At 70.7% G+C, this 22,058-nt stretch carries 19 protein-coding genes and 1 riboswitch; of the genes, 14 read left to right on the plus strand and 5 right to left on the minus strand.

Features of this window, described 5'->3' with window-relative positions:
• Position 1: 1 nt before the first annotated feature.
• The 9 genes from AB1K56_RS11525 to AB1K56_RS11565 all read left to right on the plus strand — a co-directional run bounded on the left by AB1K56_RS11525 (position 2) and on the right by AB1K56_RS11565 (position 11,293).
• Positions 2–976 (plus strand): carbohydrate ABC transporter permease, encoded by a 975-nt coding sequence (locus AB1K56_RS11525; RefSeq protein ID WP_371205747.1) that lies wholly within the window; start codon positions 2–4, stop codon positions 974–976.
• Entirely contained in the window at positions 973–1,800 is an 828-nt protein-coding gene (locus tag AB1K56_RS11530; RefSeq protein WP_371205748.1) for a carbohydrate ABC transporter permease, read from the plus strand. Before AB1K56_RS11525 ends, AB1K56_RS11530 begins: the two co-directional genes overlap by 4 nt.
• A gap of 2 nt (positions 1,801–1,802) precedes the next feature.
• Entirely contained in the window at positions 1,803–2,870 is a 1,068-nt protein-coding gene (locus tag AB1K56_RS11535) for a glycosidase (protein ID WP_371205749.1), read from the plus strand.
• An 88-nt stretch (positions 2,871–2,958) separates the two neighbouring features.
• Entirely contained in the window at positions 2,959–4,764 is a 1,806-nt protein-coding gene (locus tag AB1K56_RS11540) for a hypothetical protein (RefSeq protein WP_371205750.1), read from the plus strand.
• Between the two features lie 12 nt (positions 4,765–4,776).
• Positions 4,777–4,974, plus strand: a complete 198-nt coding sequence (locus tag AB1K56_RS11545; protein ID WP_371205751.1) for a hypothetical protein — start codon at positions 4,777–4,779, stop codon at positions 4,972–4,974.
• A gap of 151 nt (positions 4,975–5,125) precedes the next feature.
• A complete protein-coding gene (locus tag AB1K56_RS11550) occupies positions 5,126–6,763 on the plus strand; it encodes an AlkA N-terminal domain-containing protein (protein WP_371205752.1) in 1,638 nt (545 codons plus the stop codon).
• Positions 6,760–7,257: a methylated-DNA--[protein]-cysteine S-methyltransferase gene (locus AB1K56_RS11555; protein WP_371205753.1), complete on the plus strand. Its 498-nt coding sequence runs from the start codon at positions 6,760–6,762 to the stop codon at positions 7,255–7,257. Before AB1K56_RS11550 ends, AB1K56_RS11555 begins: the two co-directional genes overlap by 4 nt.
• A 287-nt stretch (positions 7,258–7,544) precedes the next feature.
• The gene (locus AB1K56_RS11560) at positions 7,545–9,479 is read left to right on the plus strand and encodes an ABC transporter ATP-binding protein (RefSeq protein WP_371205754.1); all 1,935 of its coding nucleotides are present in this window, start codon (positions 7,545–7,547) and stop codon (positions 9,477–9,479) included.
• The gene (locus AB1K56_RS11565; RefSeq protein ID WP_371205755.1) at positions 9,476–11,293 is read left to right on the plus strand and encodes an ABC transporter ATP-binding protein; all 1,818 of its coding nucleotides are present in this window, start codon (positions 9,476–9,478) and stop codon (positions 11,291–11,293) included. The genes AB1K56_RS11560 and AB1K56_RS11565 overlap by 4 nt, the downstream gene beginning before the upstream one ends.
• Positions 11,294–11,343: 50 nt before the next feature.
• Here the strand turns inward: AB1K56_RS11565 and AB1K56_RS11570 are convergent, their stop codons facing one another.
• A complete protein-coding gene (locus tag AB1K56_RS11570) occupies positions 11,344–11,529 on the minus strand; it encodes a hypothetical protein (RefSeq protein ID WP_371205756.1) in 186 nt (61 codons plus the stop codon).
• A gap of 78 nt (positions 11,530–11,607) precedes the next feature.
• A complete protein-coding gene (locus AB1K56_RS11575; RefSeq protein ID WP_371205757.1) occupies positions 11,608–12,060 on the minus strand; it encodes a GNAT family N-acetyltransferase in 453 nt (150 codons plus the stop codon).
• Between the two features lie 91 nt (positions 12,061–12,151).
• Here AB1K56_RS11575 and AB1K56_RS11580 point away from each other — a divergent pair, with 91 nt between their 5' ends.
• Together AB1K56_RS11580 and AB1K56_RS11585 are read left to right on the plus strand one after the other, a co-directional pair.
• The gene (locus tag AB1K56_RS11580; protein ID WP_371205758.1) at positions 12,152–12,697 is read left to right on the plus strand and encodes a hypothetical protein; all 546 of its coding nucleotides are present in this window, start codon (positions 12,152–12,154) and stop codon (positions 12,695–12,697) included.
• Positions 12,698–12,811: 114 nt separating this feature from the next.
• The gene (locus AB1K56_RS11585; RefSeq protein WP_371205759.1) at positions 12,812–15,031 is read left to right on the plus strand and encodes an NADP-dependent isocitrate dehydrogenase; all 2,220 of its coding nucleotides are present in this window, start codon (positions 12,812–12,814) and stop codon (positions 15,029–15,031) included.
• Between the two features lie 275 nt (positions 15,032–15,306).
• On the opposite strand, the gene AB1K56_RS11590 is transcribed toward AB1K56_RS11585, so the two are convergent.
• From AB1K56_RS11590 to AB1K56_RS11600, 3 genes are all read right to left on the minus strand, one after another.
• Positions 15,307–16,707, minus strand: a complete 1,401-nt coding sequence (locus AB1K56_RS11590; RefSeq protein ID WP_371205760.1) for a L,D-transpeptidase family protein — start codon at positions 16,705–16,707, stop codon at positions 15,307–15,309.
• Between the two features lie 122 nt (positions 16,708–16,829).
• A complete protein-coding gene (locus AB1K56_RS11595) occupies positions 16,830–18,194 on the minus strand; it encodes an FAD-binding oxidoreductase (RefSeq protein ID WP_371205761.1) in 1,365 nt (454 codons plus the stop codon).
• Positions 18,191–18,577 (minus strand): YrdB family protein, encoded by a 387-nt coding sequence (locus AB1K56_RS11600; RefSeq protein ID WP_371205762.1) that lies wholly within the window; start codon positions 18,575–18,577, stop codon positions 18,191–18,193. Before AB1K56_RS11600 ends, AB1K56_RS11595 begins: the two co-directional genes overlap by 4 nt.
• A gap of 160 nt (positions 18,578–18,737) precedes the next feature.
• A riboswitch (ZMP/ZTP riboswitch) is annotated at positions 18,738–18,823 on the plus strand.
• A gap of 57 nt (positions 18,824–18,880) precedes the next feature.
• Here AB1K56_RS11600 and glyA point away from each other — a divergent pair.
• From glyA to AB1K56_RS11615, 3 genes are all read left to right on the plus strand, one after another.
• Positions 18,881–20,155 (plus strand): serine hydroxymethyltransferase, encoded by a 1,275-nt coding sequence (gene glyA / locus AB1K56_RS11605; protein WP_371205763.1) that lies wholly within the window; start codon positions 18,881–18,883, stop codon positions 20,153–20,155.
• Positions 20,156–20,412: 257 nt separating this feature from the next.
• A complete protein-coding gene (locus AB1K56_RS11610; RefSeq protein WP_371205764.1) occupies positions 20,413–21,294 on the plus strand; it encodes a bifunctional methylenetetrahydrofolate dehydrogenase/methenyltetrahydrofolate cyclohydrolase in 882 nt (293 codons plus the stop codon).
• A gap of 261 nt (positions 21,295–21,555) precedes the next feature.
• On the plus strand, positions 21,556–22,041 hold the full coding sequence (locus tag AB1K56_RS11615; protein ID WP_136587095.1) for a cytochrome C5: 486 nt from the start codon (positions 21,556–21,558) through the stop codon (positions 22,039–22,041).
• The last annotated feature ends 17 nt before the right edge of the window (positions 22,042–22,058 follow it).

Raw genomic sequence — 22,058 nt, forward strand, 5'->3', positions numbered from 1 at the left:
CATGACCACGTCCGTCGCCGGCACGGCCGGCCGTACCGGGGGCGACCCCGGGCGGTCGGGCCGTGCGGCGGGCGCGGAGAGCACGACCAGGACGCGGCGCCGCGCGTTCGGAGCGCAGCCGCTCGGCATCCTGTTCTCCGCCCCGTACCTGATCTTCATCGGGGTCGTGTTCGCCTATCCGATCATCTTCGCGGTGTGGATGTCGTTCCACGACTACTTCTTCACCGCCCCGGGCGCGCAGGTCGACCGGCCGTTCGTCGGGTTCGACAACTACGTAACCGCGCTGACCGATCCCGACGTGTGGCGGGCCTTCGGCAACGTCGGCGTCTTCCTGCTGATCAACGTGCCGCTCACCGTGGTGCTGTCGATCCTGCTCGCAACGGCGCTCGACCGCGCGGTGCGCGCCCGCACCTTCTTCCGCGTCGCCTTCTACGTGCCCTACGTCACGGCATCCGTCGCCGTGGTCGCCGTCTGGCTGTTCCTGTTCTCGAACACGGGCCTGGTCAACAACGTGCTCGGGCCGCTCGCGCCGAACCCCTCGTGGCTGGTCAACTCCGCGCTGGCGATGCCCACGATCGCGCTGTTCGTCACGTGGAAGGGCCTGGGTTTCTACATCCTGCTCTACCTCGCGGCCCTGCAGAACGTGCCGCGCGAGCTGCACGAATCGGTCTCGGTCGACGGGGGCGGGCGCATCCGTCAGTTCTTCGCGGTCACCGTGCCGGGCGTGCGCCCGGCGACGTTCCTCGTCGTGCTGCTGTCGACCATCACGGGCGCGAACCTCTTCACCGAGCCCTACCTGCTCACGAGCGGCGGCGGACCCAACGGCGCGTCCACGTCGCCCGTGCTCCTCATCTACCAGAAGGGCATCGAGCAGCAGAACCCCGACGTGGCCGCGGCCATCGGTGTGGTGCTCATCATCTTCGTGCTCGTCATCGCGCTGCTGCAGCGCCGGTTCGTGGGAAGGGAGGAATCATGAGAAGCAAGATCGTCACGTACTGCGTGCTGACCGTCGGTGCCCTCGCGTTTCTGTTCCCCTTCTATTACATGATCGCGGGGTCGCTGCAGACGAGCCCCGACACCTCGATCGCGGGGGCGTTCCCGCACCCTTCGAACCTGACGGTGGAGAACTACACCGCGATCGACGGTCGCATCAACCTGCTGCAAGGGCTGGCGAACTCGGGCATCTTCACCGGCGGCGTGATCCTCGGAACGCTCGTCTTCGGCGTGCTCGCCGGGTACGCACTCGCGGTGCTGAAATGGCGCGGACGATCCGCGACCTTCGCACTCGTGCTGCTGGTGCAGGTGATCCCGTTCCAGCTGCTGATGATCCCGCTCTACGTCATGATCGCCCGCGATTACGGCCTGAGCGACAGCTACCTGGGCATGATCCTGCCGTTCTTCATCAACTCAACGGCCGTGGTCATCTTCCGCCAGTACTTCCTGCAGCTGCCCAAGGAGCTCTTCGACGCCGCCCGCATCGACGGGGCGAACGAGTTCCGGTTGTTGTGGAGCGTCGCGTTGCCGCTCGTACGCCCGGCTCTGCTGACGGCAGTGCTGCTGACCTTCATCGGACCGTGGAACGAGTTCCTCTGGCCGTTCCTCATCACGAAGGACGCGACGATGCAGCCCCTGGCGGTGTCGCTCGCGAACTTCATCTCGAACATCGCGGCATCCACCACGAACCCCTTCGGCGCCATGATGGCCGGCGCGGTCGTGCTCGCCGCTCCCGCGGTGGCGCTGTTCCTGATCTTCCAGCGCTACTTCACCTCGAACGACCTCGGATCCGGAGTGAAAGGATGACAATGACCCCCGAATCCCCCGTCCCCTACCGCCTCACGCGCGTCGGGGTGGTGATGACCCCCGAGCCCGGCAACGCCAACGAGGCCGAGGGCGTGCTCAACCCGGCATCCGGTCGCGGACCCGACGGACGGCTCTACCTGCTGCCGCGCCTGGTCGCGGAGGGCAACGTCTCGCGCGTCGGGATCGCCCGCGTCGTGGTCGAGAACGGCGTGCCCGTCTCGGTCGAGCGCGAGGGCGTCGTGCTGCAGCCCGATCGCGGGTGGGAGCGCGGCGTCGGCAATGCCGGCACCGAGGATCCCCGCACCACGTGGATCGAGGCGCTCGGTCTGCACGTGATGACGTATGTCGCCTACGGCCCGCTCGGACCCCGCACGGCCGTCGCCGTGTCGAAGGACCTGCGCGAGTGGAAGCGGCTGGGCCCGGCGATCTTCCGCTACCAGGACGACCTCGACATGGACCTCAATCTCTTCCACAACAAGGACACGGTGTTCTTCCCCGAGCCCGTCTCGGCGCCCGACGGCACCGAGTCGCTCGCGGTGCTGCACAGGCCGATGTGGGATCTGGGCGAGACCAAGCCGGGTCAGGGCGTGCGCGTTCCCGCGGGTGTCGAGGATCAGCGGCAGTCCATCTGGATCAGCTACGTGCCCCTCGCCGCCGTCCGCGACGATCTCTCGGCGCTCGCGCTGTGGGAGCAGCATCGTTTCGTCGCGGGGCCCGAGTACCCCTTCGAGGAGGTCAAGATCGGCGGTGGCCCGCCGCCGCTGCGCATTCCGGAGGGGTGGCTCGTGCTGCATCACGGGGTGACCGGCGTGATCGACAGCGCGTTCTCGCAGCAGCAGAAGGTCAACTACGCCGCCGGTGCCTTGATCCTGGATGCCGCCGACCCCAGCCGCGTGATCGCGCGCACGCCCGAGCCGCTCCTGGCCCCCGAGACCGACGACGAGCGCAGCGGAATCGTGCCCAACGTCGTGTTCCCGACCGCGATCGAGGAGATCGACGGCCGTCACTTCGTTTTCTACGGCATGGCGGACTCGAAGATCGGTGTCGCCCTGCTCGAGCGCACCGACTGAGTACGGCGCGACTCCGGCCGTCCGCGCTCCCTCGGGAGACCGCGTCGGCGGGGGTCGCGCCCCCACCCATCGAAAGGATCCCCTCCCCATGAACGCACGATGGAGTGCGCGACTGACGGCCGTGCTGGGCACCGCCGCTCTCGCCGTCCCGCTCACCACGGCCGCCGCCGCGGCGCCCGCGCCCGAAGCGGTGCCCGCTTCCGCCGCATCCGGGGCCCTCGCCAACCTCGACCACCTCGACTTCCTGCTCGACGAGGCGACACCGCCCGCCGACGTCGCGGGGCACTCGACCTACCGGCAGGCCGAGGAACCGACCCTGCTGGCCCCCTGGACCTACGCCGATGCGCGCGACGGCGGCACGTTCCAGCGCGTGGGTGGCGGTCCGCTCGACCCCGCGACCGGCGATTGGGGCCAGGGCGCCTTCAATGCCGACGACAACACGCGTGCGGCCGTCGTCTACACCCGGCACTGGGAGCTCACCGGCGACTCGGACAGCCGCCGGAAGGCGTACGAGCTGCTGCGCACCGTCGCCTACCACCAGACGACGGAGGGGCCCTCGGCCGGCAACGTCGTGCTGTGGATGCAGCCTGACGGAGAGCTCAACCCCTCGGCCGAACCCGTCGAGCTGCCCGATCCCTCCGATTCCGGGCCGAGCTACTGGACCGCGCGGACCGTCTGGGCCCTCGGCGAGGGCTACGCGGCTTTCGCCGACGACGACCCGGCGTTCGCGTCGTTCCTCAAGGACCGTCTCGCGCTCTCGCGCGGCGCCATCGAGCGCGACGCCCTGTCGAAGTACGGCCAGTACGTCGAGTCCGACGGTAAGAAGGTGCCGGCGTGGCTGATCGTCGACGGGGCGGATGCCACGGCCGAAGCGGTCCTCGGGCTCACTGCGGCCGTGCGCGCCGGCGACGACTCCTCGGCCACCGCGGCGCGTCAGCTCGCGGAGGGCGTGGCCGCCATGGCATCCGGGAACACCCGCCAGTGGCCGTACGGCGCTGTGCTGCCGTGGGCCCAGTCGCCCGCGATGTGGCACGCCTGGGGCTCGCAGATGCCCGCGGCGCTCGCCGAGGCCGGCGACCTGTTCGACGACGACGCCCTGACCGAGCCGGCGATCGCGGATGCCACGAGCTTCACCACGACGCTGCTCACCGCCGGCGGCCCCGACAACGGCTGGTTCCCGAGCCCCACCGACCGCGTGCAGATCGCCTACGGCGCCGACTCGCGAGTGCAGTCGCTGCTCGCGCTGGCCGACACGACGGGGTCGGCCGCGTTCGCCGAGCTCGCCGGGATGCAGGCCGCCTGGTTCTTCGGGGCCAACCACGCCGGGGCGCAGATGTACGACCCCGCGACCGGTGTCACCTACGACGGCCTGCAGCCCGACGGCACGGTCAACGGCAACAGCGGCGCGGAGTCGACCATCCACGGCCTGCTCACCGCGCTCGCCCTCGACGCCCATCCCGCGGTGGCGGAGCGGGCCGCGGCCCTGACCTCGGTCGAGAGCCGCGTCGGACTGTCGTACGTCGAGGCCGAAGACGCGGTGCGCACCGACGGCACCGTGTTCACGCCCGAGTCGTCGTGGACGGGGGAGTCGAGCTGGTCGGGCGACGCTCTCACACTGGGCGCGCGTCAGAGCGCGACCTGGGACCTCGGCGCCGGAGACACCGGACGATGGATCGAGCCGGTCGTGTGGACCGAGCCGGGTGAGACCTCGAAGTCGACGTGGAAGGGCGGAGGTGCTCTGAAGATCACGGGACCCGAGCAGGGCATCTCTCCGACGCCGGGCGCCCTCCTGCCCTATGCGCTGACGGCTCCCGCCGCGGGCAAGGGCTCCCAGGTCGACGTCCGGGTGCAGAAGGGCGAGCTCACCCTCGACGGCCTGATCGTGCGCCCATAGGTCTCGCGCCTCGTGCTGGGCGGCGACGCCCGCAGCGAGCTCGTGCACTCGAGCGCCGTCGCGCCGCAGCGCACGAGCATCGGCGCCGCGGGAGTGGCCTCGACCGTGTCGATCTACGACGCCTCGGGTGCGCTGGTGCGCAGCACCGCGACGGGCGGGACCGTGACCGTCGTGGTGCCGCCGGGTGGATTCGCGATCGCCCAGGGGTGAGTGCGCCGGATCGGCCGGGTCCTTCGGGACTCGGTCGATCCGGCGGTCCCGGTTCTTCGCTCGGGCGCCTCCGTATTCGCGTGTCGGCCGGGTCACGCCCGTGTCCGATTTCCGCCAGCCGATGTCGGAGGTCGGTGGCAGGGTGGATGCCATGACCCCCACCACCGCCGACGTACCGGGCTTCGCCGAGCGCTATCGCGTGATCCAGTCGCGCGATCGCCGCTTCGACGGGCAGTTCGTCACCGCCGTGCGCTCGACCGGCATCTACTGCCGGCCGAGCTGCCCCGCGCGCACGCCGAAAGAGCAGAACGTCACGTTCTACGCCACGTCGGCGGCGGCGCACGAGGCCGGCTACCGCGCGTGCAAGCGGTGTCTGCCCGAGGCCGCTCCGGGGTCGCCCCTGTGGGACGTCCGCGGAGACGCCGTCGCCCGCGCGATGCGTCTCATCGCCGACGGAGTCGTCGACCGCGAGGGGGTCCCGGGACTGGCCCGACGCCTGGGCTACTCCTCACGGCACCTCACGCGACTGCTCGCCGCCGAGCTCGGTGCGGGGCCGCTCGCCCTGGCCCGCGCGCACCGCGCGCACACCGCTCGAGCTCTTCTGGTCGGCACCGACCTGTCGTCGGCCGACGTGGCGTTCTCCGCCGGGTTCTCCAGCATCCGTCAGTTCACCGAGACCATCGGCGAGGTGTTCGGGATGCCGCCGAGCGCGCTGCGAGCCCGTCGACCTCACGCGTCGGGGGTCGAGGCGGCCGCGGGTGAGATCGACCTCGCGCTGCCGGTGCGCGGGCCGATCGACACCGTCGGGCTGTTCGGCTGGATGCGCGCCCACGCCATCCCCGGGGTCGAGGTGGGCGGCGACACCTCGTTCGCCCGCGTGGTGCGCCTGCCCGGGGGACCGGCGTGGTTCGAGGTGCGCCAGGCTGACGACGGACGCCTCCGCTTGCGGGCGCGCCTCGGCGCCCTCGCCGACCTCGGCACGCTCATCTCCCGCGTGCGTCGCCTGTTCGACCTCGACGCCGATCCGCTCGCGATCGACGAGTCGCTCGCGCGCCACCCCGAACTCGCGCCCGCCGTCGCGGCGATCCCCGGGGTGCGCGTACCCGGGGCGCTGGATGCCGACGAGATGCTGCTGCGCGCCATGATCGGCCAGCAGATCAGCGTCGCGTCGGCCCGCACGATGCAGGGCCGTCTCGCCGAAGCGCTGGGGGAGCGAGTGGGCGTCGGCCCCGAACCGATGACGCTGTTCCCGAGTCCCGCCGAGATCGCCGAGCGCGGACTCGAAGTGCTGCGCGGACCGGCCGCGCGCATGCGCGCGATCGTCGACGCGGCCGCGGCGCTGGCCGACGGCAGCCTGACCCTCGGTTTCGGCGACGATGCCGCGGATCAGCGGGAGCGTCTGCTCGCGCGGCGGGGGATCGGACCATGGACCGCAGATTACGTTCGCATGCGCGTGCTCGGCGATCCCGATGTCCTGCTGCCGGGTGACGTCGCGGCGCGCGCCGGAGCCGCAGCGCTGGGGCTGCCGTCCGACCCCGTCGGCTTCACCGACTGGTCGGCGCGCCTCGCGCCCTGGCGCAGCTACGCGATGGCGCACTACTGGTACGCCGCGCCCGTGACCCAGGCGTGGCGCGCACCCGCCGAAACGGCGGCTGCCTCCACGGTGCCGGCGACACGTCGCGCATCCGGGCGCGGTCGGGTCGACGTCGTGTCGTCCGACCTCACCGTCGAGGTGTCAGCCGGGCACCCGGCATCCCTCCCCGAAACAGAGAGCGAGACCCCCGCATGACCACGGCCACCCTCCAGTTCGTCGACACCCCCGACGGAGCTTTCGCGATCCTCGCCGACGACGCCGATCGCGTCATCGTGTCGGGCTGGACGGCCGACCCCGACGCCGTCCTCGCCCGGCTGCGTCCCGACCGTCGACCCGACCGGGTGGTGGAGGGCGACACCGGGGCCGCGAAAGCCGTCCGGGCGTACTACGACGGCGACCTCGCGGCGATCGACGACGTCGAGGTCGCGCAGCAGGGCACGGCCCTGCAGCTCGCCGGGTGGCGCGGCCTGCGCGACATCGCCCCCGGCGCCCCCCTTACCTACAGCGGCTTCGCGGCGGCACTCGGGTCTCCCGCCGCGGTGCGGGCTGCGGCATCGATCTGCGCCCGCAACGCGGTCGCCCTCTTCGTCCCGTGCCATCGCGTGCTCCGCGGAGACGGGACGATGGGCGGGTTCGCGTGGGGCACCGACGTCAAGCGCCGTCTGCTGACGCGCGAAGCGGCCGCCTGAGCGGCGAGGACACTCTTGCCCTCAGCGTTCTCTCAGGGATAGTCTGGAGGGCTGTCGTTCCCCCGGCGATGGCTTCACACCGATCAAGGAGGATGCCATGGACCAGATCGACGCCCCCGTCGCCCCGGCCGCCGCGTCCTTCCTCGCCGCGCGCCCCGGCCGACGCTCCTAGGGCCCCGCGTCCGCGCTCCGGCGCTCCCGCTCCGCCCCGATCGACGACTCTCGTCTCGCCTTCGGCCTCCCTGTCCGCGCCCGATCCCGGCGCCCGCTTCGACCCCACGAGGATCATGACCACCTCAACGACTCCGAAACGCCTCTCCACACCGCGCGCCCTCGCGCGGCTCCTGCCGATCGCGCGGCCGGTGCTGCCCCGCCTCATCGCGGGCGCCGTCACCGCACTGATCGCGAGCCTGCTCGCCCTCGCCATCCCGCTCGTGCTCGAGCAGATCGTCGCCGGCCCCATCGCCTCTCTCGACCCGACCGCCCTGGTGTGGGGCTCCTTCGCCGTGCTCGGGCTGGGCCTCGCCGAAGCGGCGATGGTGTGGTTGCGGCGCTGGTTCGTGCTCGCGCCGGCCACCAAGGTCGAGTACGACCTGCGCCAATCGTTCTACTCGCGCCTGCAGCGATTGCCCGTCGCGTTCCACGATCGCTGGCAGTCGGGTCAGCTGCTCTCGCGCATGATGCAGGACATCAGCATGCTGCGCCGCTGGCTCGCCTTCGGGGTCATCCTGCTCGTGGTCAACATGCTGACGATCGTCATCGGCGCGGTCCTGTTGTTCCGGTGGCACTGGCTGCTCGGTGCGCTGTTCCTGGTCACCTCCGCCCCGGTCATCTACGTCGGCTTCCGCTTCGAGAAGCGCTACGGCGCCCTCACCCGCCAGAGTCAGGATCAGGCGGGCGACCTCGCCACCTCCGTCGAAGAGAGCGTGCACGGCATCCGTGTGCTCAAAGCCTTCGGCCGCGGCAAGCACGCGCTCCAGAAGTTCACGCGTCAGGCCGAGTCGCTCCGCGAGACCGAGATCGACAAAGCGCGCGCGGTCGGATGGATCTGGTTCTGGCTCGTGCTGCTGCCCGACATCGCCTTCGCGGTGTGCCTGGGCGCGGGCATCGTGCTCACGCAGCTCGGTCAGCTGCAGGTCGCCGAACTCGTCGCGTTCTTCGCCATGGCCACGGTGCTCCGCTGGCCCCTGGAGTCGATCGGCTTCCTCTTCTCGTTCCTCCTCGACGCGCGCACCGCGACCGATCGCATCTTCGAGGTGTTCGACGAGCAGAACACGATCGTCGACCCCGAGACCCCTCGTTCGATCGCGGCCCCGCGCGGAGAGCTCACGTTCGACAACGCCCATTTCCGCTATCAGGATGCCGCCGACACCGAGCCCGACCTGCTCGACGGCGTCGACCTCACGCTCCGCCCCGGCGAGACGATGGCCCTCGTCGGGCTGACCGGCTCGGGCAAGACCACCCTCACCACCCTGCCGGGGCGGCTCTACGACGTCACGGGCGGACGAGTGCTCCTCGACGGCGTCGACGTGCGCGAGCTCACGCTCGCCGAACTGCGTCGCCACGTCGGAATGGCGTTCGAAGACGCGACCCTGTTCTCGCAGTCGGTGCGCGACAACGTCCTCCTCGGGCGCGAGGACCTCACGCCGGGCTCGCCCGAGGCGGACGAGATCCTGCGCGAGGCCCTGCAGGTCGCCCAGGCGCAGTTCGTGTACGACCTGCCCGACGGACTCGACACCGTGATCGGCGAAGAGGGACTCAGCCTCTCGGGAGGCCAGCGCCAGCGCCTCGCCCTCGCGCGCGCGGTGGCGGCCCGCCCGGCCGTGCTCGTCCTCGACGACCCGCTGTCGGCGCTCGACGTCGACACCGAGGCCCTCGTCGAAGACGCCCTGCGCGAGGTGCTCAGCGAGACCACGGCGCTCGTCGTGGCCCACCGGCCGTCGACGGTCACCCTCGCCGACCGCGTCGCCCTCCTGCAGGACGGCCGGGTCACCGCCGTCGGCACCCACTCCGATCTGCTGCGCGAGAGCGAGCACTACCGCTACGTCATCTCGAGCCTCGAAGAGGCCGAACGCGAAGCGCGCACGGGGGCCATCCCGGTCGTCATGCCCGAACGCGCCCCGAAGGATGCCGCGGCGCGCTCGACAGCGGCATCCGCTCCGGCACCCGACGGCGACATCTCCGCCGACGACGCCCTCACCGAGAAGGAGGCGACCCGATGACCACCGCGACCGTCTCCGGAACCAGCGGCGAAGACCGCTCCGACTACACCCGCGCCGAGAGCAAGGCCATCCGTCAGCGCTCCCTGCGCCTGCTCGGCTCCCTCGTCTCGCCGCTGCGGTGGCAGCTCGTGCTGGCCGCGGCCGTGCTCGTCGTCTCGACGGCGCTGCGCGTGGCGGGCCCCGCGCTGATCGCCTACGGCATCGACAACGCGCTGCCCGCCGTGATCGAACGCAGCGACTGGCTCCCGACCTACGGCGTGGTCGGTGTGTACCTCCTCGCCGGCATCGGCGGTGCCGTGCTGATCGGCTGGTACGTGGTCGTCGCGGCGCGGCTGACGCAGGCGATCATGCTCGACCTACGCAAGCGCATCTTCCTGCACACGCAGAAGCTCAGTCTGGAGTTCCACGAGTCGTACACGTCGGGCCGCATCATCTCGCGCCAGACGAGCGACCTCGACACGATCCGCGAACTGCTCGACGGTGGACTCAACGAGCTGGTCTCGGGCGTGCTCTACGGACTGTTCACACTCGGTGCGCTCTTCCTCATCGACTGGCAGTCGGGCTTGATCCTCACGCTCATGGGCATCCCGATGTACCTGCTCATGCGGTGGTTCTACACGCGCTCGCAGGTGATCTACCGCGAGTCGCGGGTCATCAGCGCCCAGGTCATCGTCAAGTTCGTCGAGACGATGACGGGCATCCGCGCGGTCAAGGCGTTCCGAAAGGAGCCCCGCAACGACGCCGAGTTCGGCAAGCTCGCCGCCGACTACCGCGACGTCAACATGCGCTCCATCCGCCTCTTCGGGACTTTCGAGCCGGGGATCATGGCGGTCGCCGCCGTCTCCGTCGCCGTCGTGCTGCTGTGGGGTGGCGGTCGCGTCATCGCGGGACCGCTCGAGATCGGTGTGCTCACCGCCGCGGTGCTGTACGTGCGCAACTTCTTCTCGCCGCTGCAGGAGGTCGCGTTCTTCCTGAACTCGTACCAGTCCGCCACGGCCGCCCTCGAGAAGGTGTCGGGCGTGCTCGAGGAGGAGCCGACGGTTCCCGACCCCACCGACCCCGTCGACCTGTGGAGCGCCCGCGGGCACGTCCGCTTCGACGAGGTCACCTTCGGATACACCGAGGGCCGTGTCATCCTGCCGAACTTCACGCTCGACATCCCGGCCGGGCAGACGATCGCGCTCGTCGGGACGACGGGTGCGGGCAAGACCACGCTCGCGAAGCTCATCTCGCGCTTCTACGACCCGACGCAGGGCGCCGTCACCCTCGACGACGTCGACCTCCGCCGCCTTCACCCGAAGGATCTTCGGCGTGCCATCGTCATGGTCACGCAGGAGGCGTACCTGTTCAGCGGGACCGTCGCCGACAACATCGCGCTCGGCAAGCCCGACGCCACGATGGACGAGATCCGCGCCGCCGCCCGCGCGGTGGGAGCCGACGGCTTCATCTCGAAGCTGCCCGACGGTTACGACACCGACGTGAACAAGCGCGGAGGTCGGGTCTCGGCGGGTCAGCGGCAGCTGATCTCGTTCGCCCGCGCGTTCCTCGCCGACCCCGCGGTGCTGATCCTCGACGAGGCCACGGCCTCGCTCGACATTCCGAGCGAGCGTCTGATCCAAGATGCGCTGCAGACACTGCTGGCCGATCGCACGGCCATCATCATCGCGCATCGCCTGTCGACGGTCGCGATCGCCGACCGCGTGCTCGTGATGGAGCACGGCCGCATCATCGAGGACGACAGTCCCGCCGCCCTCATCGCCGGCACGGGCAAATTCGCGCAGCTGCACGCGGCGTGGCGCGAGTCGCTGGTCTGACCCGCGTACGCACCGGATGCCACGTCCCCGCCGGGGCGTGGCATCCGTCGTCAGTCACGCGACGTGCGTCGGCGAGCTCGCAGGTCGAGGACGCCGCGCAGGATGGATGTCGCGGCCGCGAAAAGCAGGATGGTCGTGGTGGCGATGTCCCACCACTGCGGGGCTGAGCCCAGCTGAACCAAACTGTAGGCCGCGAGTGCGACTCCGAAGGGGAGGGAGAACCACGGTCCGGTCATGGCGACACAATAGGAAACGGCGCGCGCCAGAACCGCTCGAGAGCTCGGGGCTCACCCGAAAAGCAGCTTTCTTTCCCCTCACACGCGAACGCGCGCGACGACCTCGCCGTACTCCGTCTCGTCGACAGGCTCGAAGCCCACGCGCTGGAAGAAGGCCTCGGGGCCGCCGACGCCGGGTTCGTAGATGACGTCGACGTGGTCCATTCCGCGGCGGCGCGCCTCGTCGAGGAGCTGCGCGAGCGCGAAGCTTCCGACGCCGCGGCCCTGGTCATCGGCGTCGACGTTGATGCGCCACAGCACAGAGCGGAAGTGCTCCTCGGTCGCCTCGCCGTCGAAGTTGGCGCTGACGAAGCCGACGACCTCGTCGCCGTCGAGCACCACGCGCTGCCACGACGTCGACGGGTTCATCACGGTCGCGGCGATGCCGTAGCTGACCGGGGCCAGGAACTGCTCCTGTCCGGGCTTGAGCGAGAGGTTGTTCACGGCCACGATCGTGGCGGCGGACAGTTCGACGAGACGCAGGTCAGCCATGCGCCCAGGCTAGCGGCACCGTCGTCCCGCCCCAAAGAGCGCATGTCGGCGCATGAGTCGACTCGGTACCGCCCACCCGTACGCTGGATCGATGGAATCCGCCTCCGTGCCGCCCGAGCGCCCTGCGCGCGTCGAAGAAGGACCGGCGGGTCGATGGAAGATCGCCCGGGCGTGCATCATCCACGTGTCGCGCGACGCGCAGGATGCCGCGGTCAACGCGGTGTCGCTCGCCTTGACCCGCGCGCACCTGCGTCCGGCGCCGGAGCGCACGAGCTCCGCCGTTTCCGAGGCGACGGGCGAGAGCCTCTGGGTGTGGGAGCGCGGTGACATCCTCAGCGAGGCTCTCCTCGACAACACCGGGTTGTCGTTGTTCACGACCCGCATCGGACCGTTCTCGCTCAAAGCCGTGATCGTCGTGACGGCCCGTGTCGTGGGGGAGCGGTGCCGCGTCATCGTGTCGATGGTGGTCGGCAGTCAGCTCGCCGACGAGATCTCGCGCGAGGTGGATGCCGCGATCGACGACCTCGTCGCGAACGGCACCCGGGTCGAGGGCCCGGGGTGGATGCGGGTCGCCGACCTCCCGCGCGACACGCTGGCGCATCCCAGGACGGCCAGGGAGCATGGCATCCGGGCCTGAAGCGGGCACCCGCGGGTCGGTGAGTCCGTGCGCAACTATCTCGACATCAAGAGACTTTGCCCGGGTGCGATAGGCTGAATCGCAACCCTGGCCGCCTCTACGGAGAGATCTGACGTGCCCGATTCCACCATCATCTACACGTACACCGACGAGGCGCCGGCTCTCGCCACCGCGTCGTTCCTGCCGATCGTGCAGGCCGTCACGAAGCAGGCGGGCGTCGACGTCGAGACCCGCGACATCTCGCTCGCCGGCCGCATCCTCGCGGCCTTCCCGCAGCGTCTGACCCCCGAGCAGCAGGTGGGCGATGCCCTCGCGGAGCTCGGCGGACTGGCCACGCTGCCCGAGGCGAACATCATCAAGCTGCCCAACATCTCGGCATCCATCCCGCAGCTCAAGGCCGCGATCGCCGAGCTGCAGTCGCAGGGCTACGACATCCCCGACTACCCCGACGAGGCGGCGAGCGTCGAAGACAAGGACGTGCGCGCCCGCTACGACCGCATCAAGGGTTCCGCGGTGAACCCGGTGCTGCGCGAGGGCAACAGCGACCGCCGCGCGCCCCTGGCCGTGAAGAACTACGCGAAGAAGCACCCCCACCGCAACAAGGCGTTCGGCGAGGGTTCGAAGACCCGCGTCGCGACCCTCGGTCACGACGACTTCCGCTCGAACGAGAAGTCGGTCGTCATCGCCGACGACGACGTGCTCTCCATCCAGCACGTCGCCGCCGACGGCACCGTGAAGACCCTCAAGGAGGGCCTGAAGGTCCTCCAGGGCGAGATCGTGGATGCCACCTTCCTCTCGGCCGCAGCCCTCGACGCGTTCCTGGCCGACACGCTCGCCCAGGCGAAGGCCGACGACGTGCTCTACTCGGTGCACCTCAAGGCCACGATGATGAAGGTCAGCGACCCGATCATCTTCGGCCACGTCGTGAAGGCGTTCTTCGCCGACGTGTTCGACCGTCACGGCGACGCCCTCGCCGCCGCGGGGCTGACCCCCAACGACGGCCTCGGATCGATCCTCGCGGGTCTGTCGAACGTCGAGGGCGGCGACGCGATCGCCGCCGAGATCCGCGACGCGCTCGCCTCGGGTCCCCGCCTGTCGTACGTCAACAGCGACAAGGGCATCACCAACCTGCACGTGCCGTCCGACGTCATCGTCGACGCGTCGATGCCCGCGCTCATCCGCAACGGCGGCAAGCTGTGGGGCGCCGACGGGGGAGAGGACGACACTCTCGCCGTCATCCCCGACTCCTCGTACGCCGGGGTCTACCAGGCCACGATCGACGACGTCATCGCGAACGGCCCGCTCGACCCGGCCACGATCGGCTCCGTTCCGAACGTCGGCCTCATGGCCCAGGCCGCCGAGGAGTACGGAAGCCACGACAAGACCTTCGAGATCCCGGCTCCGGGCCGCGTGCAGGTCGTCGCCTCGAACGGCGACGTGCTGCTCGAGCACGACGTGAACACCGGCGACATCTGGCGCGCGACGCAGACCAAGGACGTCGCGGTGCGCGACTGGGTGAAGCTCGCTGTCACCCGCGCCCGTGCGACCGGCGTTCCGGCCGTGTTCTGGCTCGACGAGACCCGCGCGCACGACCGCAACCTCATCGCCAAGGTGCACGAGTACCTCGCCGATCACGACACCGAGGGCCTCACGATCGAGATCCTCGCCCCTGCCGAGGCCACGACGTACTCGCTCGAGCGCATTCGCCGCGGCGAGGACACGATCTCGGTGACCGGCAACGTGCTGCGCGACTACCTCACCGACCTGTTCCCGATCCTCGAGGTGGGCACGAGCGCCAAGATGCTCTCGATCGTCCCGCTGCTCGCGGGCGGCGGGCTGTTCGAGACCGGCGCCGGCGGCTCCGCGCCCAAGCACGTGCAGCAGCTCGTCGAGGAGGACTACCTCCGCTGGGACTCGCTCGGTGAGTTCTTCGCCCTCGCGGCCTCGCTCGAGCACCTCGCCGACACCACGGGCAACGACCGCGCCCGCGTGCTCGCGCAGACGCTCGACGCCGCGACCGGTACGTTCCTCGAGAACGACAAGTCGCCGGGACGCGCGCTCGGCACGATCGACAACCGCGGCAGCCACTTCTACCTCGCCCTCTACTGGGCGCAGGAGCTGGCGCAGCAGACGTCGGACGCCGAGCTCGCCGCCGTCTTCGCCCCTGTCGCCGAGAAGCTGGCGGCCGAGGAGCAGACGATCGTCGCCGAGCTCAACGCCGTGCAGGGCCACCACGCCGAGATCGGCGGCTACTACCGCCCTAACACGGAACTGGTCGAGAAGGTCATGCGCCCGTCCGCGACGCTGAACGCCGTGGTCGACGCCCTGCGTTGATCGCCTGATCCCGAGAGGGGCGGATGCCATGCGGCATCCGCCCCTCTTTCGTCGTCGCCCCGCCCCGTTGGTGCTCGGCTCGGCCCCGCGGTCGGCCCTGACCGGCGCGCACAACTCCTGCAGATGCGGGGTGTTCGGGGCCGGTGGGTGCCGGGTGGGGCCGGGTTGCAGGAGTTGTGCCGGGCGGCGGGCAGGCGCACGACACGCGAGCACGGGCGGAAACGGAAGGAGGGGCGGATGCCGATGGCATCCGCCCCTCCTCGAAGGGTCCGGGCTCAGTAGTGGACCGACACCTCGGTACCGCGGTAGGCCCAGTCGTAGAGCTCCTTCGCGGCGGAGATCGTCATGTTGATGCAGCCGTGGCTCATCGGCGTACCGAAGTTGTTGTGCCAGTACGTGCCGTGGAAGCCCTCGTCGCCGTTGAAGTACGCGACCCAGGGGACGTCCTTCGTGCAGTAGTCGTAGCCGGGGACGCAGCCCATGTCCTGCATCTGCGTCTTCCAGCCGATGCGGAACTCGCCCGTGTGGGTGGCGTGGTCGCCCGCTCCCGACGAGATCGACCAGGAGCGGTAGACCTGACCGTTCTGCCAGAGCGTCGTGGTCTGCGTGCTGAGGTTGACGTCGATGCGGCGCTCGGTCTTCGTCGTCTCGAACGGCGTCTCGGTGACGGCCAGCTCGTAGCGTCCGTTGCCCTCGGCCAGCTGCGACGCGAAGGCCGCGGCGACGCCGGCGGTGTCTCCGAGCGTGCGTCCGGTCTGCCCCTCGGTGTTGGTGTGGATGACCTCTCCGCCGGTGTCGACGATCACGTCGGCGTTGACCGCGCCGCGGTCGACGGCGGCCGGAAGCCCCGCGACGGCGTTCTGGATCGCGGCCTGGTCGGCCGAGATGGCGAAGTCGCCCTTGCCGTCGGGGGTGACGGTGAGCCACGCCGCGGCGGTGGCGCGATCGACGGTCACCGTGCGCTCATCGCCGACGTAGAAGCCGGCGGAGTCGAGGATGCCGTTGAGCGTGCCGACGGCCGCGGCCGCCTCGTCGGTGGAGACGGGCGCCTCGACCGGGACGAGGCTCGCCTCGACCGTGGTCGACGCGGTGCCGGAGTCGAAGGCCGACTGCAGTGCCGCGGTCACCGTGGCGACGTCGATGCCCTCTCCGGCCTCGGCCGGCGTGGTCACGTAGGCCTGGGAGCCGGCGTCGTACGCCACCGTCGCGTCGACGGGAGCGCGGTACGCACCCGGGGCCTTGTCGCGCAGCGCGGCCGCCGCCTCGGCCGCGTCGACCGAGATCGACACGCCGGTCCCCTCGGGGAACCACGACGACGGCTTCCACATGGGGTTGTCGGCGAAGGCCTTGTCGGCGAGCGCGGCCGCGTCGACCGTCGCGCCGAGGTCGGCGCCCGTGACGACGACCTCGCCCGCGGGGCTCTCGACCGTGACGGAGGTCTCGGCGAGGCGGTTCGAGATGGCCTGGGCCGCGGCTCCGGGCGTGAGACCGCCGATCTGCACCCCGGCGACCGAGGCACCGGGGGCGATGAGCACGAGCGACGCGGCGATGAGGGCCACGGCCGTGGCGCCGGCGGGAATGCCGATCCACAGGCCGGAGCGGTTCTTGCGCGGTGCGGGCTCGGCGGGAGCCCAGGCGTACGTCGCGCCGTCGGTGCCAGGTGCGCCGTCGGTCATAGTCAAACCCCCCGGAAGTCAGTCTTCCCATGCTAAAGGCGCATGCTGCGCATCACCCCCGAGCAATATCACGGTCTGATCACGCCGAGGTTCGACGCGGCCGCGACGCGGGAGAACCGGCCTCAGTCGACGAAGACCTTGCCCGGATTCAGGATGCCGAGCGGGTCGAACACGCGAGCGATGTCGCGCTGCAGCCGCCACTGGTCGTCGCCGAGCTCGTCGGCCAGCCAGCGACGCTTGAGCACCCCGATGCCGTGTTCGCCCGTGAGCGTTCCTCCCAGGGCCAGGGCGGCGCGGAACAGCTCCTCGGCCGCTTCCCACACGACGGGCGGGACCTCGGGCCCCTCGAAGACGAAGTTCGGGTGCAGGTTGCCGTCGCCCGCGTGGGCGACCGCCGGGATGACGAGGCCGAAGGTGCGCTCGATGCGGGCGATCTCGTCGAACATGTCGGGCAGGGCGCTGCGCGGCACCGACACGTCCTCGATCAGCGTCGTGCCGAGCGTCTCCATCGCGGGATGCATGGCCCGGCGCACGGCGAGGAGCTCCTCGCCCTCGGTGGCGTCGGCCGCGACCGACACGCGCCCGCCCGCGGCCTCCAGCACCGCGGCGATCGACCGCGCCTCCGCGGCCGCGACGGGCCCGTCGGTCTGGATGGTCACCTGCGCCGCGCCCGCGGGCGGAGCCGGCATCGAGAGCAGGCGGTGCACGGCGGCGAGGCTCGTGGCATCCATCAGTTCCATGATCGCGGGCTGCACCCCGGAGGCGGTGACGGCGGCGCACGCCACCGCGGCGGCACGGACGCCGTCGAACAGGGCGGTGAGGGTCACCCGCTCGCCCTCGATGAGTCGGCGGAGCTTGAGGGTGGCGCCGACCACCACGCCGAGCGTCCCCTCGGAGCCGATCACGAGCGAGGTGAGGTCGAGGCCGGTCACGCCCTTCACGCTGCGGTGTCCGAGGTGGAGCAGGCGTCCGTCTGCGAGCACGAGGACGACCCCCAGCACCGCGTCGCGCACGACGCCGTACTTCGCGCACAGCAGGCCGCCCGCGCCCGTGGCGATGTTGCCGCCGACGGTCGAGATGGCACGGCTTGCGGGGTCGGGCGCCCACCACACCCCGTGCGGTTCGAGCTGCGCGTTGAGGTCGGCGTTCAGGATGCCGGGTTCGACCACCGCGAGCAGGTCGTCGGGGCGCACCTCGACGAGGCGGTCCATGGCGCGCACGGACAGGCTGATCTCGCCGCCGCCCGTGTTCGCCCCTCCCGCGAGGCCCGTTCCCGCTCCGCGCGGCACGACGGGCGTGCGGGTGGCGGTGGCGATGCGCATGACCGCCTGGACGTCGGCGACGGATGCCGCGTGCACGACCGCGAGCGGGAGGCCGTCCGCGGCATGGCCGGACTTGTCCGCCCGCGCGGCCTCGAGTGCGGTCGGGGAGGTGTCGACGCGCGCGCCGAGCTCGGCCCGGAGCAGCGCGACGACGTCGGAGGTCACGCCAGGCGCCGACGGCCGTTCAGCGCACCGAAGGTGACGGCGATGATCGCGAAGACCAGGCCGATGAGCGCCTGCCCCATGCTCCACCACGCCACCGTGGCGGCTGCGTAGACGAACAGCTCGACGATCGCGCGCACGAACGGGTGCACCGCGAGCACGGCGCGGGGCGAGACGAACAGCGCCCAGACGATGATGGCGAGGGCGGGGGCGCCGATGCCGGCGACGATGTTCCACGGCAACGGCCACGCTGTGAAGCCCCACAGGGCGAGGGTCAGGAACGCGAAGACGCCGCACAGGACGCTGCCGATCTCGACCGCCGTCGGCCGCGGACGCATGCCGGGGGCGAGGGGCGCCTGCGCGCGGACGTGGGGGGAGTCGGTCACGAGGTCATTTTACGCGGGCGTCGGGCGCCGGCGTCCGGGATCGCTCGCCGTCGAGTCGAGTGGGCGCGCGGGGCCGACGTCGGCGAGGAGCGCCGCCGTTCCTGTGGAGGACCAGTGGATGCCGGAAGCCGCCCGGCGGCGACGGCTTTTGCCGCTAAAGTGGCACCGTCGCGACTGGCGTTGAGGTGGGGAACCACCGGGGAGCGACCGCTTGACGGTATTCGACCGCACGCCTGGGTCGATGCGGTATCTTCGCGGGCTCGCCGAGTCCGCGGCATCCGGAACCATCGTCAAGGAGATCGCATGACCGATCCGTACTTCAACGCCCCCCTCTCCGAGGTCGACCCCGAGATCGCCGAGGTGCTCGAGCGCGAGCTGAACCGCCAGCGCGGGTTCCTCGAGATGATCGCGTCGGAGAACTTCGTGCCCGTCTCGGTGCTGCAGTCGCAGGGCTCGGTGCTGACCAACAAGTACGCCGAGGGGTACCCCGGACGCCGCTACTACGGCGGATGCGAAGAGGTCGACGTCGCCGAGTCGCTCGCGATCGAGCGCGCGAAGCAGCTGTTCGGTGCGGAGTTCGCCAACGTCCAGCCGCACTCCGGCGCCTCGGCCAACGCCGCCGTGCTGCACGCGATCGCGCGCCCCGGCGACACGCTGCTCGGTCTCGCCCTCGACCAGGGCGGTCACCTCACGCACGGGATGAAGATCAACTTCTCGGGCCGTCTCTACGACATCGTCGCCTACGGCGTCGACCCCGAGACCAGCGTCATCGACATGGACGAGGTGCGTCGCCTCGCCGTCGAGCACAAGCCGAAGGTCATCATCGCCGGCTGGTCGGCCTACCCCCGTCAGCTCGACTTCGCCGCCTTCCGCGCGATCGCCGACGAGGTCGGCGCGCTGCTCTGGGTCGACATGGCGCACTTCGCCGGTCTCGTCGCCGCGGGCGTGCACCCCTCGCCCATCCCGCACGCGCACGTCGTCTCGACCACGGTGCACAAGACGATCGGCGGCCCCCGTTCGGGCCTCATCCTCACCAACGACGCCGACATCGCCAAGAAGATCAACACCGCGGTCTTCCCGGGCCAGCAGGGCGGTCCGCTCATGCACGTGATCGCCGCGAAGGCGACCGCGTTCAAGCTCGCGATGACGCCCGAGTTCAAGGAACGTCAGGAGCGCACGCTCCGCGGAGCGGCGATCCTCGCCGACCGTCTCACCCAGGACGACGTCAAGAACGCCGGCATCGCCGTGCGCTCGGGCGGCACCGACGTGCACCTCGTGCTCGTCGACCTGCGCGAGGCCGAGATCGACGGCAAGCAGGCCGAAGACCTCCTGCACGACATCCACATCACGGTCAACCGCAACGCCGTCCCCAATGACCCGCGTCCGCCGATGGTCACCTCGGGCCTGCGCATCGGCACCCCGGCGCTCGCGACCCGAGGCTTCGGCGATGCCGAGTTCACCGAGGTGGCCGACATCATCGCGCTCGCGCTGATCCCCGGCGCCGACGTCGAGGCCCTGCGCGCGCGCGTCGCAACGCTGGCCGACGCCTTCCCGCTGTACCCCGACCTGCAGCAGTGAGCCCCGGCCGGGGTGGGGCGCTTCGCGGCGGCCCCGCCCCGGCATCCGGTCCCTGGCACGTCGGGCTCCCGGCACCGCCTTCGCGCGGTCCTGAGCCGCGATGAACGGTGATCCTGTCGAGACACGGTGCCACGCCGCGTGTCTCGACAGGATCGGCGTTCATCGGCCGTGTGACGCCGGCGCTCACCGCATCAGCGACGGCCCGGACCGTTGTCGCCCGACACCACGAGAACCACAGACACAGAACGAGGGATGCCATGACGGCGACGATTCTGGACGGAAAGGCCGCCTCGGCGGCGATCAAGGCCGAGCTCACCGAGCGCGTCGCGGCCCTGCGCGAGCGCGGTGTCGTGCCCGGCATCGCGACGGTGCTGGTGGGAGCGGACCCCGCCTCTCAGCTGTACGTCGGCATGAAGCACAAGCAGTCCGAGGCGATCGGGATGAACTCGATCCAGGTCGAACTGCCCGCGGAGGCCACGCAGGAGGAGGTCGAGGCCGTCATCGACCGCCTCAACGCCGACCCCGAGTGCCACGGCTACATCGTGCAGCTGCCGCTGCCGAAGCACATCGACACCGACCGCGTGCTCGAGCGCATCGACCCCGCCAAGGATGCCGACGGCCTGCACCCCACGAACCTCGGCCGTCTCGTGCTCAACGTCATTGCGCCGATCCACACGCCCCTGCCGTGCACGCCGCGCGGGGTCATCGAGCTGCTGCTGCGCAACGGATACGACCTGAAGGGCAAGGAGGTCGTCGTCGTCGGTCGCGGCGTGACCATCGGCCGCTCGATCGGCCTGCTGCTGACCCGCCGCGAGATCAACGCCACCGTCACCCTCACTCACACCGGCACCGCCGACCTGGCGAAGCACCTGCGCGAGGCCGACGTGATCGTCGCCGCCGCGGGGGTCAAGCACATCGTGCGCGCGGAGGACGTCAAGCCGGGCGCCGCGGTGCTCGACGTGGGCGTGACCCGGGAGACCGACCCCGAGACCGGGAAGTCCCGCGTGTACGGAGACGTGCACCCCGACGTGGCCGAGGTCGCCGGGTTCGTCTCGCCGAACCCCGGCGGGGTCGGACCGATGACCGTCGCCCTGCTGATGACGAACGTCGTCGAGGCGGCGGAGCGCGCGTCGGCCTGACTCGGTCGCCCAGGGGGCGGGTCCGCGGCGGGAATCGGCGCGGCGGGCCCTGCTTCAGGAGCGCGATCGCGGTCGGACGGGCGCGGCGGATGCAGGTCCTCCGTCATGCCCGCACAGTCCGCTGGCGACCGTGCGGGCGGCATCCGTTCCGCTCCGTCGCCACCGCCGCTCGGTGAACCACGGTCTGCCGTCGGCTGAACACACGGAGCGTCGCGCGCAATGGGGGAGGCGCGAGCCCTCCGGACGTGTCAGAGTTTGTACATGACTGAGTCCGTGCTGAACGACCTCCTCCGCCGCGTCACCGAAAGCGGCCTTCTCGACGACGCCCAGATCGACGAAGACAGCGTCATCGGGTCGGGTCACCTGGACGCCGCCGGTGTCGAGGTCGAGGTGGACCTCGACCCCGAGATCGACGAAGAGGACGAGCCCGACCTCGACGCGATCATGGCGGGACTGAAGGACATCCTCTCGGTCAGTGAGGAGCGCTGGCGCGCCATCGTCGAAGAGGTCGCGAGCGACATCGAAGACGCCCTCGACGACGACGAGCTCGACGCCGAGGTCGACCTGCGCACCGACCTCGAGGCGATCGGCGTGGGCGTCTTCGCCGACGCGATCATCGTGGTCTTCGCGGGCCAGACGTCGTTCCCCGACGCGCTCGTGCACGTGCAGCTCACGCCGGAGCTCGAGGTCGAAGACATCGAGATCGTCGGCGACGATGAGGACGACGAGGACGACGACGAGGACTGACTCGTGACGAAGGGGGC

The organism is Microbacterium sp. BWR-S6Y, from assembly GCF_041379845.1.
GTDB classification, from domain to species: Bacteria; Actinomycetota; Actinomycetes; order Actinomycetales; family Microbacteriaceae; genus Microbacterium; species Microbacterium hydrothermale.

Coding starts and splice junctions, on each gene's coding strand:
- AB1K56_RS11560 (WP_371205754.1), top strand. CDS start 7,545: ATGACCACCTCAACGACTCCGAAACGCCTCTCCACACCGCGCGCCCTC.
- AB1K56_RS11590 (WP_371205760.1), bottom strand. CDS start 16,707: ATGACCGACGGCGCACCTGGCACCGACGGCGCGACGTACGCCTGGGCT.
- AB1K56_RS11615 (WP_136587095.1), top strand. CDS start 21,556: ATGACTGAGTCCGTGCTGAACGACCTCCTCCGCCGCGTCACCGAAAGC.
- AB1K56_RS11530 (WP_371205748.1), top strand. CDS start 973: ATGAGAAGCAAGATCGTCACGTACTGCGTGCTGACCGTCGGTGCCCTC.
- AB1K56_RS11580 (WP_371205758.1), top strand. CDS start 12,152: ATGGAATCCGCCTCCGTGCCGCCCGAGCGCCCTGCGCGCGTCGAAGAA.
- AB1K56_RS11610 (WP_371205764.1), top strand. CDS start 20,413: ATGACGGCGACGATTCTGGACGGAAAGGCCGCCTCGGCGGCGATCAAG.
- AB1K56_RS11550 (WP_371205752.1), top strand. CDS start 5,126: ATGACCCCCACCACCGCCGACGTACCGGGCTTCGCCGAGCGCTATCGC.
- AB1K56_RS11555 (WP_371205753.1), top strand. CDS start 6,760: ATGACCACGGCCACCCTCCAGTTCGTCGACACCCCCGACGGAGCTTTC.
- glyA (WP_371205763.1), top strand. CDS start 18,881: ATGACCGATCCGTACTTCAACGCCCCCCTCTCCGAGGTCGACCCCGAG.
- AB1K56_RS11525 (WP_371205747.1), top strand. CDS start 2: ATGACCACGTCCGTCGCCGGCACGGCCGGCCGTACCGGGGGCGACCCC.
- AB1K56_RS11535 (WP_371205749.1), top strand. CDS start 1,803: ATGACCCCCGAATCCCCCGTCCCCTACCGCCTCACGCGCGTCGGGGTG.
- AB1K56_RS11570 (WP_371205756.1), bottom strand. CDS start 11,529: ATGACCGGACCGTGGTTCTCCCTCCCCTTCGGAGTCGCACTCGCGGCC.
- AB1K56_RS11575 (WP_371205757.1), bottom strand. CDS start 12,060: ATGGCTGACCTGCGTCTCGTCGAACTGTCCGCCGCCACGATCGTGGCC.
- AB1K56_RS11565 (WP_371205755.1), top strand. CDS start 9,476: ATGACCACCGCGACCGTCTCCGGAACCAGCGGCGAAGACCGCTCCGAC.
- AB1K56_RS11540 (WP_371205750.1), top strand. CDS start 2,959: ATGAACGCACGATGGAGTGCGCGACTGACGGCCGTGCTGGGCACCGCC.